The 19,525-nt window shown below is 71.3% G+C and carries 19 protein-coding genes; 10 read left to right on the forward strand and 9 right to left on the reverse strand.

The window, feature by feature from the left end; genetic code table 11:
- Positions 1-18: 18 nt before the first annotated feature.
- From AC5L38_RS36295 to AC5L38_RS36320, 6 genes are all read right to left on the reverse strand, one after another.
- Positions 19-876 (reverse strand): ABC transporter permease, encoded by an 858-nt coding sequence (locus tag AC5L38_RS36295; RefSeq protein ID WP_495247330.1) that lies wholly within the window; start codon positions 874-876, stop codon positions 19-21.
- Entirely contained in the window at positions 863-2,101 is a 1,239-nt protein-coding gene (locus tag AC5L38_RS36300) for an ATP-binding cassette domain-containing protein (RefSeq protein ID WP_495247331.1), read from the reverse strand. Before AC5L38_RS36300 ends, AC5L38_RS36295 begins: the two co-directional genes overlap by 14 nt.
- Before the next feature lies 1 nt (position 2,102).
- Positions 2,103-4,781 carry a class III lanthionine synthetase LanKC gene (gene lanKC / locus AC5L38_RS36305; RefSeq protein ID WP_495247332.1) on the reverse strand — a complete coding sequence of 893 codons (2,679 nt, stop codon included), beginning with the start codon at positions 4,779-4,781 and terminating at the stop codon, positions 2,103-2,105.
- Between the two features lie 64 nt (positions 4,782-4,845).
- Entirely contained in the window at positions 4,846-5,478 is a 633-nt protein-coding gene (locus AC5L38_RS36310) for a flavoprotein (protein ID WP_495247333.1), read from the reverse strand.
- A complete protein-coding gene (locus AC5L38_RS36315) occupies positions 5,475-6,098 on the reverse strand; it encodes a GNAT family N-acetyltransferase (protein WP_495247334.1) in 624 nt (207 codons plus the stop codon). The genes AC5L38_RS36310 and AC5L38_RS36315 overlap by 4 nt, the downstream gene beginning before the upstream one ends.
- Positions 6,099-6,223: 125 nt before the next feature.
- Positions 6,224-6,952, reverse strand: coding sequence for a helix-turn-helix transcriptional regulator (locus tag AC5L38_RS36320; RefSeq protein ID WP_495247335.1), 729 nt, complete (start codon positions 6,950-6,952; stop codon positions 6,224-6,226).
- A gap of 345 nt (positions 6,953-7,297) precedes the next feature.
- Between AC5L38_RS36320 and AC5L38_RS36325 the strand changes: the two genes are divergently transcribed.
- The 7 genes from AC5L38_RS36325 (at position 7,298) to AC5L38_RS36355 (ending at position 13,470) form a co-directional block, all read left to right on the forward strand.
- A complete protein-coding gene (locus tag AC5L38_RS36325) occupies positions 7,298-7,393 on the forward strand; it encodes a class III lanthipeptide (protein WP_350974439.1) in 96 nt (31 codons plus the stop codon).
- A 265-nt stretch (positions 7,394-7,658) separates the two neighbouring features.
- Complete coding sequence (locus tag AC5L38_RS36330; protein WP_495247336.1) at positions 7,659-8,600, forward strand: ABC transporter ATP-binding protein; 942 nt, start codon at positions 7,659-7,661, stop codon at positions 8,598-8,600.
- On the forward strand, positions 8,593-8,793 hold the full coding sequence (locus tag AC5L38_RS36335) for a hypothetical protein (RefSeq protein WP_495247337.1): 201 nt from the start codon (positions 8,593-8,595) through the stop codon (positions 8,791-8,793). The genes AC5L38_RS36330 and AC5L38_RS36335 overlap by 8 nt, the downstream gene beginning before the upstream one ends.
- Positions 8,790-9,959: an ABC transporter permease gene (locus AC5L38_RS36340; protein WP_495247350.1), complete on the forward strand. Its 1,170-nt coding sequence runs from the start codon at positions 8,790-8,792 to the stop codon at positions 9,957-9,959. The genes AC5L38_RS36335 and AC5L38_RS36340 overlap by 4 nt, the downstream gene beginning before the upstream one ends.
- Positions 9,956-11,110, forward strand: a complete 1,155-nt coding sequence (locus tag AC5L38_RS36345; RefSeq protein ID WP_495247338.1) for an ABC transporter permease — start codon at positions 9,956-9,958, stop codon at positions 11,108-11,110. Before AC5L38_RS36340 ends, AC5L38_RS36345 begins: the two co-directional genes overlap by 4 nt.
- Before the next feature lie 21 nt (positions 11,111-11,131).
- Positions 11,132-12,484: a nucleotide sugar dehydrogenase gene (locus tag AC5L38_RS36350; RefSeq protein WP_495247339.1), complete on the forward strand. Its 1,353-nt coding sequence runs from the start codon at positions 11,132-11,134 to the stop codon at positions 12,482-12,484.
- Between the two features lie 5 nt (positions 12,485-12,489).
- Positions 12,490-13,470, forward strand: a complete 981-nt coding sequence (locus AC5L38_RS36355) for an NAD-dependent epimerase/dehydratase family protein (RefSeq protein ID WP_495247340.1) — start codon at positions 12,490-12,492, stop codon at positions 13,468-13,470.
- Between the two features lie 219 nt (positions 13,471-13,689).
- On the opposite strand, the gene AC5L38_RS36360 is transcribed toward AC5L38_RS36355, so the two are convergent.
- Together AC5L38_RS36360 and AC5L38_RS36365 are read right to left on the reverse strand one after the other, a co-directional pair.
- On the reverse strand, positions 13,690-14,787 hold the full coding sequence (locus tag AC5L38_RS36360; RefSeq protein ID WP_495247341.1) for a DegT/DnrJ/EryC1/StrS family aminotransferase: 1,098 nt from the start codon (positions 14,785-14,787) through the stop codon (positions 13,690-13,692).
- On the reverse strand, positions 14,784-15,245 hold the full coding sequence (locus AC5L38_RS36365) for a sugar 3,4-ketoisomerase (protein ID WP_495247342.1): 462 nt from the start codon (positions 15,243-15,245) through the stop codon (positions 14,784-14,786). The genes AC5L38_RS36360 and AC5L38_RS36365 overlap by 4 nt, the downstream gene beginning before the upstream one ends.
- Positions 15,246-15,531: 286 nt before the next feature.
- On the opposite strand from AC5L38_RS36365, the gene AC5L38_RS36370 reads away from it, so the two are divergent.
- The 3 genes from AC5L38_RS36370 (at position 15,532) to AC5L38_RS36380 (ending at position 19,279) form a co-directional block, all read left to right on the forward strand.
- Positions 15,532-16,935 (forward strand): NDP-hexose 2,3-dehydratase family protein, encoded by a 1,404-nt coding sequence (locus AC5L38_RS36370; RefSeq protein WP_495247343.1) that lies wholly within the window; start codon positions 15,532-15,534, stop codon positions 16,933-16,935.
- The gene (locus AC5L38_RS36375) at positions 16,932-17,915 is read left to right on the forward strand and encodes a Gfo/Idh/MocA family protein (protein WP_495247344.1); all 984 of its coding nucleotides are present in this window, start codon (positions 16,932-16,934) and stop codon (positions 17,913-17,915) included. The genes AC5L38_RS36370 and AC5L38_RS36375 overlap by 4 nt, the downstream gene beginning before the upstream one ends.
- Positions 17,916-18,052: 137 nt before the next feature.
- Positions 18,053-19,279: a methyltransferase domain-containing protein gene (locus tag AC5L38_RS36380; protein WP_495247345.1), complete on the forward strand. Its 1,227-nt coding sequence runs from the start codon at positions 18,053-18,055 to the stop codon at positions 19,277-19,279.
- A gap of 55 nt (positions 19,280-19,334) precedes the next feature.
- Here AC5L38_RS36380 and AC5L38_RS36385 read toward each other — a convergent pair.
- Positions 19,335-19,525, reverse strand: a 191-nt coding sequence (locus AC5L38_RS36385; RefSeq protein ID WP_495247346.1) for a nucleotide disphospho-sugar-binding domain-containing protein, incomplete at its 5' end; no start/stop codon positions are given.

Here is a 19,525-nt window from a genome sequence, read left to right on the forward strand (position 1 = left end):
GGCCGGGCGTGCGGGTCCTCAGTCGTTCCGGTCGAAGCGGGCGACGGCCAGGGCGAGCATGAGCAGGCCCGCCGCACCGACCACCAGTAACTCCAGCGCCACCGGGACGGTCCACCCGGACCAGGACACCCCGGGTCCGTACACGGCCTGCACCTCGGGCGGGACGGACAGGTGGGCGAAGACGACCTGGCGCGCCGGGTCGACCGCGTACGTCAGGGGGTTGACCAGCGTCAGGGTGTTCATCCACCCGGGCAGGTCGGTGAGCGGGAACAGCGCCCCCGACAGGTACATCAGAGGCATGATCACCATCTGTGCCATCCCCTGGAACGACTCCATGCTGGTCATCCGCGCGGCGACCAGCACCCCGAAGGCCGACATGGTGAAGCCGGTCAGGAACATCACGCCGACGAGCCCGGCGATGAGGACCGGGTCGTAGGGGACGCCGACCAGCCCGGCCATGGCCACGATCACCAGGCTCTGCAGCGTCGCGACCAGCGCGCCGCCGAGGACCTTGCCGAACACGATCGCGGTACGGCTCACCGGCGCGACCAGCATCTCCCGCAGGAAGCCGAACTCGCGGTCCCAGACGATCGAGGAGGCGGAGAACATCGCGGTGATGATCACCGTCATCGAGATGACGCCGGGGAACATGAAGGTCTTCAGGTCGACGCCGTCGGGGATCCCCGGCATCAGGGCCCCGAACCCGGCGCCGATGATGAAGATCCACATGAAGGCCTGGAAGAGCGCGGCCGTGACCCGCTTGCCGTCGGTGGCGAAGCGGATCATCTCCCTGCGGAGCACCACCTTCACCGCGCGCAGATTGTGGGCGGCGCCGCGCAGCGGGACGCGGGCCGGGGAGGTCTCAATCGCGGCCACGGACCGTCACCTCTTCACCGCGGGCGTCGCTTTCACCGTGGGTGTCACCTTCGCCACGGGCTTCCTCTTCGCCGTGGGTGTCACCTTCGCGGTGAGCTTCCTCTTCGCCGCGGGCGTCGCTTTCACCATGGGCGTCGCCTTCGGCGCGGGCGTCGCTTTCACCTTGGGGGTCACCGGAGTCGCGGCCCGCGCCGTTCAGGGGGGCCGTGTCGTTCACATCGCCTTCGGGAGCCTCGGGGCCGTCGCCGTCCGCGCCGTCCGCGCCGTCCGCGCCGTTCTCGGCATCCGCGCCGTCCTCGGCGTCGCGGATGGTCGAGCCGGTGTAGGAGAGGAAGACGTCGTCAAGGGAGGGCCGGGTCATCTGCACGGACCTGATGGGCACGCCGAGCCCGGAGAACAGGCGCGGCACGAACTCCTCGCCGCTGGGCACGGAGAAGGCGAGCCCGCCGTCGCGTGCCGTGACCTCCACCAGGAAGCGTTCCCGCAGTGCCGCCGCCGCGGCCTCGTCGTCGTCGGTGTGGATGCGGATCCGGTCCCTGCCCACCGTGGCCTTCAACGCCTCCGGGGTGTCCAGCGCCACGACGGAACCGTGATCGATGATCGCGATGCGGTCGCAGTACTCGGCCTCCTCCAGATAGTGCGTCGTCATGAAGACCGTTATCTTCTCCAGTTCGCGCAGCTCGGCGATGTATCCCCAGATGGCCGCCCGGGTCTGCGGGTCGAGCCCGACCGTGGGCTCGTCCAGGAACAGCACGCGGGGGGAGTGCAGCAGGCCCCGCGCGATCTCCAGCCGCCGCCGCATGCCGCCGGAGTAGGTGTGCACGCGGTCGTCGCGGCGCCTCCACAGGCCGACGATGTCCAGGACCCGCCGGATCCGGTCGCCGATGGCGTTCTTGGGCAGGCCGTACAGCTCGGCGTGGAAGCTCAGGTTCTGCGTGCCGGTGAGGTATCCGTCGACGGTCGGTTCCTGGAAGACCAGCCCGATGTCGCGCCGCACCTCGTCGCGCCGCCGCACGATGTCGTGCCCGGCGACGGTCGCGCTGCCGCCGCTGGGCCGGACCAGCGTGCACAGCATGTTGATCGTGGTGCTCTTGCCCGCCCCGTTGGGGCCCAGCAGGCCGAACACCTCGCCGGGCGCCACGTCGAAGTCGACGCCCTTGACGGCCTCGATCCGCCCGTACCTCTTGTGCAGTCCCCTGACGGACACCGCCGCGCCGTCGTCCACCTCACCGCCCCCCGCGAGGAGAGAAGAACGGCAGGAACGGCGTGCCGGTGCCGGCGGCCTGCGACATGGCGAGCAGGACGCCCGCGCCGCCCGTGGCCAGGTCCATGGAGAGCCGGAAGCCGTTGGTGCCGGGGAAGGCGATGTGTCCCCGGAAGGAGACGGCGTGCCGGCACAGGTCACGCAGCCGGCGGTCGAGTGCCCCGTCCTCTCCGGGGCCGCTCGGGGAGCCGCCAGGGTCGTTCCTCGCGCCGACCCCGTGCGCGTTCGCGAGCCCGGAGAGCCGGGAGAGGACGGCCACCTGCCCGGCCGTGCCGCGGAAGAGGTCGGACTGCAGCGCGACGCGTGTCCGGCAGGCGCGCAGCAGTCCGGGCAGGCCGGCGCGGAGCCTGTCGTCCTCGCGGTGGGCGAGGAACTCGTCGGCGACCAGGGCGATTCCCGCGCTGCCGACGTCGAGGTAGGGCATCGTGCGCACGCCCGCCTCCTCGGCCACGAGCCCGCCGTCGGCGGTCGTCACACACCGGTCGAGGTCGAGCCCCACGGCCAGCGCGGCGTGGTCGAGGTGGCCGGGATCGCCGGTACGTTCGAACATCCGGATGAGGAACAGGGCCACCCCGCACCAGCCGCGCATCAGGCCGGGCTCCACCGGGCGGGTGGGCGCGGGCAGCCCCGGGCCGCGGGCCGTGCCGGGATCGCCGCGCCGTACGGCGTCCGCCAGCCGGTCGGCGATGGCCAGCGCGGCCTCCAGCCGGTCCCGCCCGCCCGGCGCGCGTCCCTCTGCGTCCGTCGGATGGGCCAGCATCGCCCCGATGCCCGCGAACCCGGAGAACATCGAGATGTTCGCGCGATCCGGCACCGGGTGGCGGTCGAGCAGTTCGGCCGCCTCGTCCGGATAACCCAGATGGTCGAGGACGTGGACGAGGCCGGCCGTGCCGTCGTAGAGCCCCGGGCGGCGCGGGGTGGTGCGCCGTACCGCGTCGATCAGCCAGCGCTCGTGCTCCGGGTGGCGGCCGTGGCCGGTCACCTCCAGCGCCCACAGCACCCCGGCCGCGCCGTGGGCGAAGCCGAGACCGCCGGACAGGAACTGGTGGACGTCACCGGGGAAGAGGCGGTCCTCCCGTTCGGGGGTCGCGGAGGCGAGGATCCCCCTCGCCAGGGACGCGCGCGCCGCTGCCCAGTCCACGACAGGCTCGTCCAGGCCGACGGGGTCCTCGCCCGGCCGCCGCGTTCCATCGGGCGTGACCGTGGAGGCCGAGGAGCCGGGAGCCAGGTGGGACAGGATCGTCCCGGACCAGTCCGCAGGAACCGGGAAGCTGTCGCACATCATCCGGACGAACCCGTGGACCTTGCCCGGCTGCAGTGCGGTGATCTTGCTGTACGGCAGGAACATGGCCAGGCGCACGGCGGCCAGGGCGTGCAGGTCGCGGTCGGTCCCGCTCTTGTCGCGGCTGCCGAACCCGGTCGCGGAGAGTCCCGGCCGCCAGTCGGCGTCCGTGGCGTCGAACGCGAGCTCGAAGTCGACCAGCGCCACCGACTCGTCCGGCCTGACGATGACGTTGCCCAGGTGAAGGTCGCCGAACACCACCCCGCGCGCGTGCACGGCGGCGATCAGCGTCTCGATCCGCTCGGAGATCCGCACCGCCCTGCGGGTGTAGGACGCGATCTCCTCCTCGGTCGGCTCCGCCCTGGTCACCCAGGGGTGGGCGGTCCCGCACCAGACGTTCAGCGGCTGCCCGTCCATGTACTCCTCGACCAGGAAGCGGTGCCCGGCCACGTCCAGCTCGTCGTACAGCTCGGGGATGCCCGGGATGCCGCGCAGCGCGGTGAGCGCCCAGCTCTCGCGGGCCATCCGGGTGATCGCGTCCTGGTGGTTGGCGTCCACCGCCGTGTGCGGGCGGGCCTCCTTGAGCACGACCTCCCTGCCGTCGGTGCGGCGGGTGGCCAGGTAGACGCCCCCGGCGTTGGAGAAGTGCAGCGCCCGCCGTACGAGGTAGGGGAGCTCGGCGCCCGCGCCGTCGCGGCGGGAGTCCAGGTGCGGCCGGAGGAACTCCGGCAGCTCCACCCACTTCGGCGGGTCGAAGACCGGCCTGCGCCGGTCGGGCAGCAGGGTGCCGTCCGGGTGGCGGATCGCGAAGACGGTCTCGCCGTGCTCGTCCACGCACGTCATCTCGGTGAAGCCGCCGTAGCGGACGAACAGCGGCCCCTCGCCCCAGCGCAGGTCGCTGAGGATGTACGGGCCCGGCTCGCCCTCCAGTTCGGCCGAGAGGTCCGTCAGCACCGCCCGCAGCTCCTCCTCGTCGCGCGGGTAGATGGTGACCAGCTTTCCGCTGGAGCCGCGGGGGGAGTACTTGGCGTTGAAGACGAGCAGCATGTTGCGGTCGCGCAGGTGCTTGAACGGGATGCCGCGCTCGACGCAGTGGTCCCAGGCGGCCGAGCAGAGCCGGTCGGCGTTGTCCAGCGTCGCCGAGAGGTGGACCTTCCAGCCCTGCTCGGCGGTGGCCTGGCCGGCCGGTCGCAGCGAGACCCACACACCGCGCTCCTTGCGCACCCAGCCCTCGGGAACGGCCTGGCCCGACACGGCCAGCCCGGCGTCGCCGATGAAGCCGACCCCTCCCGACCAGCGTGTGGGCTCCTCGAAGAAGAGCGGGTCGGCCAGAGTGTAGATCTGCATCATGTCCTGCATGCGTGGTGCTCCCTGCTCCCTGTCGCGTGCCCGCCGCTGCCGTGCCGTGCCTGGATCGTCCGGTTCAGACCGCCTCGGCCTCGGCCGGTCGTGCCTTCTCGCCGGACAGGGAGACGCGCAGTTCCTCCAGCATGCCGATCAGTGTCGAGAGCGGCGGCGCCCCCGCCGCGTCGCGCCGCCCGGTGGTCAGGCTCGTCACCGCCCGCACCGGCGAGACCACGACGTTGCGCCGCTCGGCGAGGGTCGCGAGGTGCCGCTGCAGGGTCGGGTTGTCCATCGCGCCCGGCGGCAGCGAGGGGGCGACCGCGACGGGGGCCGGGGTGCACTGCAGGGTGAGCAGCGCGGGGGTGTCGGCCAGCCCGAGGGCCAGCCTGGAGATGAAGTTCATGCACGCCGGGTAGACGACGACGCTGTCGCTCCACTCGGTCAGCCGCACGTGCAGCGCGTCCGGCCGCGTCTCCTCGGGCCACCGGTCGATGACGACCTCCCGGCGGACGAGCACGCTCAACGCCTGCGCGCTCACGAAACGCTCCGCGCTGGAGGTGAGGACGACCTGCACCTGGAGGGTCTTGTACGCCGTGGTCAGCCAGTTGAGCCAGAACGGCAGGTACATCGCGGCGATGGCGCCGGTGCCGATCACGAGCAGCCGTTCGCCGCCGAACTCGGGGGGCCTGTGGGCGGCCGGGGTGTCCGTCAACGCGCGTACTCCTTGGGCCTCGTGACGAGCTTCCTGAGGTGGCGGACGAGCGCGCGCAGGCCCCTGGGCCGGTCGGCGTCCGGCCCCTCGACCAGCCGGGTGAGGACGTCGGCGCCCTGCTTCTCCCACATCTGCCGGTAAATGGCGTAGAAGTGCACGTCCCACAGACATCCCCGGAAGAACATGTGCTCGGGAAGTGTCGCCTCCTTGGGGATGAGGCTCCCGACCCAGCCGAGCCGGTCGATGCTCGCGTCCGTGGTGACGAAATAAACTTTCCGTACGTTCTCCCAGGTGGCGAACGCGTAATTGACGAGAAGCATCATCGCCTCGCCGCCGAGACCGTATCGCGCCTTGTCCGTGTCGGTGAATATGCCGACCTGGATGTGTCCGGCGGGGTCCATCTCGTGCAGGGTCCCGAACCCGACGGTCTCTCCGCTGTGCCGCAGCTTGATCGCGAAAAGCGCGGAAATATCCTGCTTTTTCATCTGCTCAACGAAGACCTTGAGCGGCGGCATGCTGTGCAGTCCCAGGCCGAGGAGGAGCTCGTAGAGGGCGACCCCGTCCGACAGGTCCGCGATCGCGAGCGTCGTCCGCTGAGTCTCGACATGGGGAATGAGCACGATTCTGTCACCTTGAATTCTCTCGGCGGCGATGGTCCCGGGGCGCAATGATCCCGTGTGATCGAACCGTCGGATCTCGCTGACGGTTGGACATTAGGTTTGGGGTTCCTGGATAGTCAACGTTGTTATCCACGGTCGCGGAAAAGCGGTAGGCGACCGGAAAGCGGCCCGCCTTCCGGCCCGATGTCCGGCGTTGTCTCGCCGGCGGGACGACGCAGCCAGCCGAGCTCCTGGGCCCGCAGCGCCAGCTGGAACCTGCTGGTGGCGCCCGCCGACTGCATCAGCCCGTTGACCTCGCGCCTGACGGTCCGCTCCGCGATGCCGAGCCGGGCCGCGACGGCGTTGTCGGTCAGCCCCTCGGCCAGGAGGTCGAGCACGGCACGGCACCGCCGCCGGGACCTGCCCCCGGGGGAGGCGACCTCCGGGGACGGCGCCGCGGACGCGGTGTCCCACAGGTGGTCGAAGACGGACAGCAGGGTGGAGACGTGGCCGGGCCGCGTCACCAGGAGCACCGGGCCGGCCGCCTCGCCCGGCGGGGTCCGCAGGCTCAGCAGCGCCGTCCGCCGGTCGGTGATCAGCACCGAGAGCGGCGCCGAGGGCAGCGTCCGGACCCGGGAGCCGTCCGCGAAGGGACCCGCCTCCTCACCGCCGGCGCTCGGGAGGGACGACACCGAGCGGTTCTCGCCGGCGCGGAGCTCGCCCGCCCGCTCGGACAGGAACCGGCCCAGCGGGTCCTCGGAGAGCACCGTGAGGACCTCCCCGAACCGGTTCTCCGCCATCCGGCGGAACACTTCGCGCAGTTCCTGGAGCGTGATTATCCGGTCCCCGCTCGCATTCGGCTCGGCGTGGTGCATGAAAATATAATGTCACGGCTAAAGCCTCGGGCCGGTAGTCGTTTCCGACTTATGGAAACACCGGCCGGATGGCCGTTTTAGGACAGGCCGTTGCGCATTCCGGGGTTCCATAACTATGTTTCGTCAGCGGAGCGGCCGGGATTGACGCTTCGATGGCGCTTTCGTTTCGTCATCGTTTTTCGGTGGAGGTGTCACGGTGCAGACTCCGTGAAATTCGTGAATGCGAGCGGTACACCTTCCGAAACCGGCGAGGACGACGGGGCGCCAAAGGAGAGAGATTTCCGGCCGGCCCGCGGCCGCCATCACGGCCGGTCTGACATTCGAGCCCGCGAAGGAGGTGTCTTAATGGATCTGTCCAACATTCTCGAGCTGCAGGAGATCGACGTAGCGCCCGAGTACGCCGAGCTGCCCAGCAGCACGATCAGCAGCAGCACCTGCTGATTCCTCCGCGTTCGCGGGGGGAGGCCCGGTGTCTTCCCCCGCGTTCGCGGTCCCCCGCACACCCCCGGGCGGCCGGCGCCGTCCCGGGCGGGCCCGTCTCGCGATCCTTTTTCCTGAGGTTTCCCGAGGTTTCCCGAGGGCGGACACCCCGTGCGGAGGCAAACGCCGTAGGCTATTCGAGGGCTTCGAGGACGGAGTCTAAAGCCGCCGCGGTCCCTCTCCGATATCTTGTGCGGGGAGAACGGGACGTGTTGAATCAGGCCGTATGAGCGACATCATTCTGGTGTGCGAAGGACTCCGTAAACGTTATGGCCAGATAGTCGCGGTCGACGGCATCGGTTTTTCCATCGCCGAGGGCGAAGTCTACGGCCTGCTCGGGCCGAATGGCGCCGGAAAGAGCACGACGATTTCGATGATTGTCGGGGTCGTCGAGCGCGACGAGGGCACCGTCGTCATCGACGGGCAGCCGCACGACGCGCGCAACACGAGGACCAAGGCGCTGATCGGCTACGTACCCCAGGAGCTCGCGCTCTACCAGGACCTCACGGCACGTCAGAACCTGTGGTTCTTCGCGCGGCTCTACGGGCTGCGGGGACGGCAGGGCAGGAGCAAGGTGGGCGAGGTGCTGGAGACGATCGGGCTGGCCGACCGCGCCGACGAGGCGGTGTCGAGCTACTCCGGGGGCATGGCCCGCCGCCTGAACATCGGGGTCGGGCTGCTGAACCGGCCGCGCCTGCTGATCCTGGACGAGCCCACGGCCGGGGTCGACCCGCAGAGCCGCAACTCCATCCTGGAGAGCGTGCAGCGCCTCGCGGCCGACGGGGTGGCCGTGCTCTACACCACCCACTACATGGAGGAGGCCGAGCGCCTCTGCGACCGGGTCGGGATCGTCGACCTGGGCCAGATGAAGGCCGAGGGCACCCGCCGCGAGCTGGTGGACCTGGTGGGCGAGAGCGACCAGGTGCTCCTGCAGGTGGACGGGGACCTGGAACGCGTACGGCACGCGCTCGCCGAACTGCCGCAGGTGCGGCAGGTGGGCGGCGAGGGGGCCGGGGTCGACCTGCTCGTGGAGGGGGCCAGGGCGGTGCTGCCGAGACTCTTCGAGGTCGTGGCGGGCTCGGGCGCGGCGATCCGCTCGGCGGAGGTGCGCGAACCCGACCTGGAGGCGGTCTTCCTGCACCTCACGGGCAAGGCGCTCCGTGACTGAGGGGGGCCTCGCGGCCGAGAGGGACTTCGTGACCGAGCGGGGCCTCGCGGCCGAGAGGGACTTCGTGACCGAGCGGGGCCTCGCGGCCGAGAGGGACTTCGTGACCGAGGGGAGCCTCGCGGCCGAGAGGGACTCCGTGGCCGAGGGGAGCCTCGTGACCGAGGGGAACGGAGGCCCGCGGTGCGCGGAATGATCACCATCCTGGTGAAGGACCTGCGGCAGCGGGCCAAGGACAGCACCCTGATCGTGTTCGCGATCGTGCTGCCGCTCGGCATGGCCTTCATCCTCAACGCCGTCCTGGGCGGTTCCGGCGGCGAGTTCAAGGCCCGCTACGCCGTGGCCGACGCCGACGCAGGCGCGGGGAACACCGGTTTCGTCGGCCAGGTCCTGGAGCCCATGCGGCAGTCGGGCGTCGTGACCCTGCGCCCGGTGGCCACCGCCGAGGAGGGCCGGGCGCTGGCGCGGCGGGGCGAGGTGGAGGCGGTCTTCGTCATCCCCGCGAACTTCTCCGCCGACGCGCGCGCCGGACGCCCCGCCACACTGGAGATCATCGGCAGCGTCGCCGCCCCGGTCGCGGTCCAGGTCGCCCGCGAGGTCGGGCAGTCGTACGCCGCCGGGCTGCGCTCGGTCCAGCTGGCCGTCGTCGCGGCCTCCCCGGCGGGGACGGCGCCCGACGCCGAGCGGGCCGCCGGGCTGGCCGAGCGGGCCGGCGCGGTCCCGATGCCGCTCTCGCTGCGCGAGGACGCCTCCGCGGTACGGCGGCAGCTGGACGTCACGACCTACTACTCGGCCGGCATGGCCATGTTCTTCCTGTTCTTCGCCGTGGTCTTCAGCATCAGCAGCATCTTCGACGAGCGCAGGGCGGGCACGCTGACCCGGATGCTGGCCGCGCCGATCTCCCGGCCCGCGATCGTGCTGGGCAAGCTGCTCAGCGGCGTGCTGGTGGGCATCGTGAGCATGGCCGTCCTCATCGTGGTCAGCACGCTCGTCATCGGCGCCCGCTGGGGCGACCCGCTGGGCGTGGCCGCGCTGGTGGTCGCGGCGGTGCTCGCCGCCACCGGGCTGATGACCGCGCTGGCCACGTTCGCCCGTACCGCGGAGCAGGCGTCGAACTGGCAGTCGGTGGTGGCGATGGTGCTGGGCATCTTCGGCGGGGTGTTCTTCCCCACCGCGCAGCTCGGCGGGCTCACCGCGCTCGGCTACCTCACCCCGCACAAGTGGTTCATGCAGGGCCTGGCCGACCTGGCCGGAGGCGGGTCGCTGCAGGCGGTGGCGGTCCCGGTCGCGGCGCTGCTCGGCTTCGCCGTACTGGGCGGCGCGCTGGCCCTGGTCCGCGTCGGAAGGATGGTGCACGCGTGAAGGCCCTCGCCATAGCAACGGTCAACCTCCGCCGGGTCTTCAGCGACCGCACCAACATCTTCTTCGTCGTCCTCTCGCCGTTCCTGATGGTCTTCGTGCTCGGGCAGATGTTCGGCGGCAACCAGCAGCTGACGCTGGGCGTGGTGAGCGGCTCGGGGCCGCTGACGGAGCAGCTGGTCCAGGCGCTGGGCGCGGGCAAGCGCATCGCGGTCGAGCGGGTCGCCGACGAGGCCGCGCTGCGGACCGGGGTGGAACGCGGCACGGTGCGGGCCGGCGTGGTCGTCCCCGCCGACTACGACACCAGGGTGCGCGCCGGCGGCGAGGTCGAGGTGCGCTACCTGACCCGCCAGGAGGACCCCGGCGCGGCCGAGATCGGCACCTGGGTCCGCTCCGTCGTCCCCCAGCAGGCCGGGTTGCTGCGCGCCGCCCGCTTCGGGCAGCAGGAGGGGGCCGGAAGCTTCGACGAGGCCCTGAGCAGGGCCGAGGGGGCGAGCGTCGGGACGGTCCAGGTGCGCGTCACCACCGAGGGCGAGAGCCTCTTCCCCGAGGGTTTCAACCCCTTCGGCGCCTCGGCCCCGCCCCTGCTGCTCCTGTTCACCTTCCTCACCTCTCTCACCGCCGCGATCGGCCTCATCGAGACGCGGCTGCTGGGGGTGGCGCGCCGGATGTACGCGGCCCCGATCTCCGCGCGCTCCATCGTCGTGGGCGAGGCCCTCGGACGCCTGGTCATCGCGCTCACCCAGGCCCTGCTGATCATGTTCGGCTCGGCGCTGATCTTCGGGGTCGACTGGGGGGACCCGTTCGCCGCGGGCGTCCTCGTCCTGGTCTTCTCCCTGGTCGGCAGCGGGGCCGCGATGCTCCTGGGGGCGGCGTTCAAGACCCCCGGGGCGGCGATCTCCGTCGCGATGGTCCTCGGGCTGGGGCTCGCCGCGCTGGGCGGCTCCATGGTCGCCCTGGAGTCGTTCAGCGGCACGATGCGGACCATCGCCCATCTGACGCCGCACGCGTGGGCCTACGAGGCCTTCGCCGAACTGGTCAGGAACGACGGCACCATCGTCGACATCCTGCCCCAGTTCGGCATCTTGAGCTGCTACGCCGCCGTCCTGTTCGCCCTCGGCGTCTGGCGCCTGCGTCGTGTCCTCACCCGGTAACGCCAGACCTTTGGAGATGACATGCGTTTCCTGCCCGAGCGGGAGAACATCACGGCCGCGGTCCTCGGCCTGGGGTACGTCGGGTCGTGCGTCGCCGCCGTCCTGGCCGACCGCGGCGTGAACGTGATCGGGGTCGACACCGACCCCGTACTCGTCGAGGAGCTGAACGCCGGGCACTGCCGGTTCAGCGAGACCGGGCTGCCCGAGCTCGTGGCCCGCCACGCGGGCACCGACCGGCTGCGCGTCACCACGAGCTACGAGAGCGTCTCGGAGGCGGACGTCGTCATCGTCGCGGTCGGCACGCCCACCGGCGAGCGCGGGGTGATGAAGGAGAGCCAGCTGCGCGGCGCCTGCGAGGAGCTGGGCCGCCACATCAGGCCGGGCCAGCTGCTGGTCTTCAAGAGCACGGTCCCGCCGGGGGTGACGCGCGCGCTGGCCCTGCCGCTGCTGGAGCGCGGCGGCCTGGTCTGCGGCGAGGACTTCGGCCTCGCCTTCTGCCCCGAACGCCTCTCGGAGGGCACCGCGCTGCGCGAGCTGCGCAGCTTCCCCATCATCGTCGGCGGGTGGTGCGACGACAGCACGAAGGCCGCGGTGGAGTTCTGGGGCAGGGCCGTCGGGGTCGAGGTGATCCCGGTGGCCTCCCTGGAGGCGGCCGAGATGGTCAAGCTCGCCGACAACTGGTGGATCGACCACAACATCGCCCTGGCCAACGAGCTCGCCCGGCTCTGCGCGGCGCTGGAGGTCGACGTCCTCGACATCATCTCCGCGGCCAACTCGATCCCCAAGGGAAACGGCAACGTCAACATCCTGCTGCCGAGCGTGGGGGTGGGCGGCTCCTGCCTGACCAAGGACCCCTGGATGGTCTGGCGGGCCGCCCGGCAGCGCGGCATCGACCTGCTCACCATCCCCGCAGCCCGCGAGGTCAACGACTCCATGCCGGGCTACACCAGCGGCCTCATCGTGGAGGAGCTGGCCAAGCTCGGCAGGTCGCCGGTGGGCGCGAAGGTGGCGGTCCTCGGGCTCGCCTTCAAGAACAACACCGGCGACCTGCGCGAGACGCCGGTCAGACCGGTCGTGGAGGAGCTGCGCAGGGCGGGCGCGGAGGTCACCCTGTACGACCCGCTGGTCGACGGCGACGAGGCGGAGAAGCTCTTCGGGCTGCCACAGGCCCCCTCGCTGGAGGAGGCGGTGCGCGGCGCCGACTGCCTGGCGATCCTCGCCTGGCACCGGGAGTTCCAGGAGGTCGACTTCGCGGAGATCCGCGAACGGGTCGCCCCCTCGTGCGCGGTCGTCGACGGCCGCGCCTACTACCCGCGCGAGACCATAGACCTGCTGCGCGAGACCGGGTTCGCCTACCGCGGGATCGGGAGGTAGGGGCCGTGGCGAACGTGGTCGTCACCGGCGGTTTCGGTTTCCTCGGCAGCCATCTCGTCGAGGCCCTCGTCAGGCGCGGGGACGAGGTGACGGTCTTCGACGGCGGGCCGCCCCCGCCCGACCTGAACGGGGCCTCCCCCCGTCGGCACGTCGGCGGCGACATCAGGGACGCAGAGACGCTCGCCACCGCGATCACCGGCGACGTCGACACCGTCTACCACCTCGCCGCCGTGGTGGGGGTCGACCGCTACATCGACCGGCCCCTGGACGTCATCGACATCAACCTGTCGGGGACGAAGAACGTCCTGGAGCTCGCCGAGAAGGCCGGTGCCCGGGTTGTGCTGGCCAGCACCAGCGAGGTCTTCGGCAAGAACCCGGCCGTCCCGTGGGCCGAGGACGACGACCGCGTCGTCGGCAGCACCGCCACCGACAGGTGGAGTTACTCCTCCAGCAAGGCGCTGGCCGAGCACCTGGCGTTCGCCTACATGCGCCAGCGCGGTCTCGACGCCACCATCGTGCGGTACTTCAACGTCTACGGACCCCGCCAGCGGCCGGGCTTCGTGGTCAGCCGCAGCGTCCACCGCGCGCTGCGCGGCCTGGCGCCGGTCCTGTACGACGACGGCGGGCAGACGCGCTGCTTCACCTTCGTCGACGACGCGATCGCCGCCACGATCGAGGCGGGCACCGCCGCCCCGGCGCTGGGGGAGTGCTTCAACATCGGCAGCTCCGTCGAGACGTCCATTCGTGAGGTCATCGAGCTCGTCGTGGAGCTGGCGGGCGGGGAGAGGGCGGTCCCGGTCGATCCGCGCGACGGCTTCGGCAGCGCCTACCAGGACCTGTCACGCCGCGTTCCCGACACCTCCAAGGCGCGCGCGGTGCTCGGGTGGCACAGCACCACCGCCCTGCGGGACGGCCTGGCCCGGACGATCGACTGGGCGCGGGCCAACCCCTGGTGGCTGGAGCAGCCCGACAGCGGCTCGGCCTGACGGCCCCGGGTGTGACCGGCCGGGCCGGTCACACCCCCTCGGGGCGGATGGGAGTCGTCGGCCTGGCCGGGCCACCGGAGCGCTACCGGTCAGGTCGCCGGATCGTCAGAGCGATCGGATCGTCAGAGCGATCGGGACCATCGGAGCGGCCGCGCCTTTCCCGGGCGGTGCCGTGCCCTTCCCGCCGTGCCTTTCCCGGGCGGCGGAGCCGCCGGGGTGTCAGGCGCACGCCTCGCGGGTCGCGGCGACGACCGCGTCCACCGCGCGGGCGTCGAGGTGGGGGCCCATCGGCAGGCTCAGCACCTCGTCGGCCAGCCGCTCGGCCATCGGCAGCGATCCGGGCGCGTACCCCTCGCCGGCGTAGGCGGGGGAGAGGTGCACCGCGACCGGGTAGTGGACGAGCGTGCCGATCCCGGCGGCGGTAAGCCGCTCCTGGAGCCGCCGCCGGTGCGCGGTGCGCACCACGAACAGGTGCCAGACCGGCTCGGCCCACGGGGCCGGCGCGGGCAGCACCAGGTCGCCCGCGCCCTTCAGCTCGTCCAGGTAGCGCGCGGCCACGGCCCGGCGGCGGTCGTTCCACTCGTCCAGCCGCGCCAGCTTGACCCGCAGTACGGCGGCCTGCATCTCGTCGAGCCGGGAGTTGGCCGCCACGACCTCGTGCCGGTACTTCTCGCGGGAGCCGACGTTGCGCAGCAGCCGCACCCGCGCCGCCAGCTCCGCGTCCCCCGTCACGACGGCGCCGCCGTCGCCGAGGGCGCCCAGGTTCTTGCCGGGGTAGAAGCTGAACGCGGCGGTGGAGCCCGACCCCACCCGCCGGCCGTGCCCGCGGGCGCCGTGGGCCTGCGCCGCGTCCTCCAGGACGCGCAGGCCGTGCCTGGCCGCGACCTCCTCGACGGCGCCGAGGTCGGCGGGGTGGCCGTACAGGTGCACAGGCATGATGACCTTGGTGCGGGGGGTGACGGCCTCCTCGATCCGCGCCGGGTCGAGGGTGCCGTACGCGTCCGGCTCCACCGGGACCGGCCGCGCGCCGGTCCTGGAGACCGCCACCCAGCTCGCGATGAACGTGTGCGACGCGACGATCACCTCGTCCCCGGGGCCGACGCCCATCGCGCGCAGCGAGAGCTCCAGCGCGTCGCAGCCGCTGCCCACCGCCACGCAGTGCGCGTTGCCGCAGTAGGCCGCGAACTCCGCCTCGAACGCCTCCAGCTCGGGGCCCAGGAGATACCAGCCCGAGCTCAGCACCCGCTGGACCGCCGCGTCCAGATCGGCCCGCAGCTCCTCGTACGGGGCCCGCAGGTCCAGGAAGGGGACCTTCACACCCCGCTCCGCGCGTCCCGCAGGAACTCGTCGTAGTCGCGGTAGTAGTCGGACTCGTCGTAGGGCTCGGAGACCAGCCACAGGCCGACCGTCCCGGGGGCGAAGTCGACCATGTCCCGCCAGACCATCGGGGTCATGTAGAGCCCCAGCCGGGGGTGGTCGAGCACGAACGTGCGCCGGCCGAAACCGTCGTCCACCTTGACCTCGAAGCGGCCGTGCACCGCTATGATCAGCTGCCGCAGGCGGCGGTGGCCGTGCCCGCCGCGCTGTGTGCCGGGCGGCATGCCGAACATGTAGTAGGCCCGCTTGACGTCGAAGTCGATCTCCTTGCCCGACTCGACCACGCACAGGCTGCCCCGGGGGTCGACGATCTCCGGAAGCTCGACGATGCGGCACGGTTCGATCCTGCCGACCACGACGTCCTCGCCGTCCCCGCCGCCGTTCACAGAAGAACTCATCGAGCCTGCGCCCTCCTCTTGGACGAGGGGTTGTTCCGCCCCGTTTTGTCTCGCCAGCGGGACAAACGCTATTTTCCGGGAACCCGGCGGTCAAGCGATTCTCGGCGCCTTCGGGCCGCCCGGGAAGAACGAATGCAATGGACTAACCGGATTTATATAATTATTCTCCGGCGAAGGCCGTGCGATCCAAAGACCGGAGGGTCGGAATATGACCAGCCTCCCGCAGATATCACATTCTCTGCGCCGGGAGAATAACGAATTCAGAGCCCGTCTGACGAAATCCGCCATGGCCAGGGACAGCGCCGTCCTCCCGCTCGCCGAGTTCAGGGAGTGGTTCGCCGAACGCCACCGCACGGAGCGCGCCGAGGTCACCCGGATCCCCTTCTCCGACCTGGACGGCTGGAGCTTCGCGCCGGGCAGCGGCAACCTGGTCCACCGCAGCGGCCGGTTCTTCTCCGTGGAGGGGCTGCGGGTCAGCACCCGCTCCGATCCGGCGGCGGGCTGGTCGCAGCCGATCATCAACCAGTCCGAGATCGGCATCCTCGGCATCCTCGCCAAGGAGATCGACGGCGTCGTCCACTTCCTCATGCAGGCCAAGATGGAGCCGGGGAACGTCAACTCCGTGCAGCTGTCGCCCACGGTGCAGGCCACGCACAGCAACTACGTCGGCGTCCACCGCGGCGCGGGCGTGCCCTACCTGGAGTACTTCACCCGGCCCCGGCCCGGCGGCGTCCTCGTCGACGTGCTCCAGTCCGAGCACGGGGCCTGGTTCTGGTGCAAGCGCAACCGCAACATGGTCGTCGAGGTGACCGAGGACGTCGAGGTCCGCGACGGCTTCTGCTGGCTCACCGTCGGCCAGCTGCAGGAGCTGCTGCGCGTCGACAACCTCGTCAACATGGACTCCAGGACCGTGCTGGCCTGCGTCCCGTTCGACGGCACGACCCTGAACGGCGACGGTGACGGTGACGGTGACGAGGGCGACGGCGACGGCGACGGCTTCCGGGGGGCGCTGCGCCGCTCGGTGGTCAGCGGCGGGGCCGCCCTGCACACCACCTCCGGCCTGCTGAGCTGGTTCACCGCGGCCAGGAGCACCAAGCTGGTCGACCGCTGGTGCGTGAACCTGGAGCAGGTCACCCGCTGGAAGCGTTCCCGCGACGAGATCGCCCACGAGGAGGGCAAGTACTTCACGGTCGCCGCGGTCGCGGTGAGCGGGGCCGGCCGGGAGGTCGGCTCGTGGAGCCAGCCCTTGTTCGTGCCGGTGGGCCAGGGCGTGGTCGCCTTCGTCGTCAAGCGGATCCACGGCGTGCTGCACGTGCTGGTCCACGCCCGGATGGAGGGCGGCCTGCCGGACATGGTCGAGCTGGCCGCCACCCTGCAGTGCGCGCCCGAGAGCTACGAGGGGGTGCCCGCCGACCGGCGCCCGCGCTTCATGGACTACGTGCTGGACGCCGACCCCTCCCGGATCCGCTTCGAGGCGCTGCTGTCGGAGGAGGGCGGGCGTTTCATGGGCGCGGTCATCAGATACCTGGTGATCGAGGCGGACGACGACTTCCCGGTCGAGGTGCCCGAGGACTACACCTGGGTCACCGTCGGCCAGCTGTCCGGGCTGCTGCGCCACAGCTACTACCTCAACGTCCAGGCCCGCACGCTCGTCGCCTGCCTGCAGGGACTCTGGGGAGGGGAGCGTTGACGACCTCACCGGTGCGCATGGGCGTGCTCTCGTGCGCGGACATCGCCTGGCGGCGCACGCTCCCCGCGATGACCGCCGCCCCGGCCGTGCTGCCGGTCGCGGTCGCCAGCCGCGACCCGGCCAAGGCCGAGACCTTCGCCAGGCGCTTCGGCTGCGACGCGGTCACCGGGTACGGCGCGCTCCTGGAGCGTCCCGACGTGGAGGCGGTGTACATCCCGCTGCCCACCGGGCTGCGCGCCGAGTGGGTCGGCCGCGCGCTGCGGGCGGGCAAGCACGTGCTGGCCGAGAAACCCCTGGCCACCAACCGCGCGGAGGCCGAGGAACTGCTCACCCTGGCCGAGGAGCGCGAGCTGCTCCTGGTCGAGAACCTGGTCTTCCCGCACCACTCGCAGCACGAGGAGGTGCGCAGGCTGCTCGACGGCGGGGCGATCGGGCGGCTGCGCTCCTTCGCGAGCGACTTCGGCATCCCCCCGCGCGACCCCGGCGACTTCCGCTACCGGCCCCACCTCGGCGGCGGCGCCCTGTTCGAGGTCGGCGTCTACCCGATCCGCGCCGCGCAGCTCTTTCTCGGCGGCGACATCGAGGTCTGCGGCGCCTTCCTGCGCTACGACGCCGTCAGCGGGGTGGACGTCGAGGGCAGCGCGCTGCTGTGCTCCCCCGGGGGCGTCACCGCGCAGATCCGGTTCGGGTTCGAGCACTCCTACCGCAGCTCGTACGCCCTGTGGGGCTCGGAGGGGTCGATCATCCTGGACCGCGCCTACACCCCGCCCGACTCGATGCGGCCGGTCGTGCGGATCGAGCGGCAGGACCGCGTCGAGGAGCGGACGCTCGCCGCCGACCGCCAGTTCGTCAACATCCTGGAGTCCTTCGCGCGCTCCGTCAGGGAGGGCGGCGGCCAGGCCGAGCACACGAAGCCGGCCCTCGCCCAGGTCGAGCTCGTCGACGCGATCCGCGAGCGGGCCCGGCGCATAACGATATGACCATGAAAGGCGGAGGAAGCGGCCGCCGGACGCGCCGGTGTGCGCCGTAGGAACACCCGCCCTCCTTTTCTTTCGTACGCCTCCAGCGGGCCCTTGTGCAATTCACCCCTGTACCACCCAGAATCGAGGAGCAAAGTATGTCTGCCACGTCGCGGTGCCGTGTGTGCGCCGGATCCCTCGCCGAATTCTTCGACTTCGGACGCCAGCCGCTGTCCGACGCGTTCGTCCGCCCCGGCGATTTCGCGGACGAATTCTTCGTGCGGCTCGCCGTCGGAATATGTGAGTCGTGCACGATGGTGCAGCTCATGGAGGAGATCCCCCGCGACCGCATGTTCCACGAGGACTACCCGTACGTCTCGTCGGGTTCGGCCGTCATGCGCGCGCACTTCGAGTCGCTGGCCCGGCGGCTGCTCGCCACCGAGCTGACCGGCGCCGACCCGTTCGTGGTCGAGCTCGGCTGCAACGACGGGGTGATGCTGAAGGCGATCGCCGAGGCCGGGGTGCGGCACCTGGGCGTGGAGCCGTCCGGCGGGGTGGCCGAGATGGCGCACGCCAAGGGCATCCGGGTCCGCAAGTCCTTCTTCGAGGAGGAGACCGCCAGGGACATCCTCGCCTCCGACGGGCGGGCGGACGTCATCTACGCCGCCAACACCCTCTGCCACATCCCCTACATGGAGTCCATCCTGCGCGGGGTGACCGCGCTGCTCGCCCCGACCGGCGTGTTCGTGTTCGAGGACCCCTACTTCTCCGAGATCGTCGAGCGCACCTCCTTCGACCAGATCTACGACGAGCACTTCTACTTCTTCACCGTCCGCTCGGTCCAGGCCATGGCGGCCCGCTTCGACCTGGAACTGGTCGACGTCGAGAGGCTCCCGGTGCACGGCGGCGAGGTCCGCTACACGCTGGCCCACGCGGGAGCCAGGACGCCGACGGCGGCGGTGGCCGAGCTGCTGGCCGACGAGAACAAGCGCGACCTCGCGGCGATGTCCACGCTGACGGGCTTCGCGAGCAGCGTCGAGAAGATCCGCGACGACCTCACCGCCCTGCTGCGCGAGCTGCGCGACGGCGGCAAGCGGGTCGTGGGGTACGGGGCGACCGCCAAGAGCGCCACGGTGACCAACTACTGCGGCATCGGCCCGGACCTGGTCCCGTTCATCTGCGACACCACCGTCGCCAAGCAGGGCAGGCTCACCCCCGGGTCGCACATCCCGGTCCGCGAGCCGTCGGCGTTCGCCGAGCCCTACCCCGACTACGCGCTGCTGTTCGCCTGGAACCACGCCGAGGAGATCATGGCCAAGGAGCGCGCGTTCCGCGAGGCGGGCGGCAAGTGGATCCTGTACGTGCCCGAGGTGCACGTCGTCTGATCCCAGGGATCCCGGGGATCGTGCGGGGGCCGCCCGCGGCCCCCGCCCCTTCTCGCTACCCGCGGTGGTGGGCGGTGAGTCGTTCGAGGTGGGGGACGAGTTGGTTGGGGCCGGGGGTGGCGAGGGTTTCCTGGCGCAGTTGTTCGGCGGCGTGGGTGTGGGTGGGGTTGTTGAGCAGGCGTTGGAGGTGTTGGCGTACGTGGGGGCCGGTGGCTTGGCTGCTGTGCAGGGTGAGTCCGGCGCCTT

The sequence above is a fragment of the Streptosporangium nanhuense genome (genome assembly GCF_059358815.1).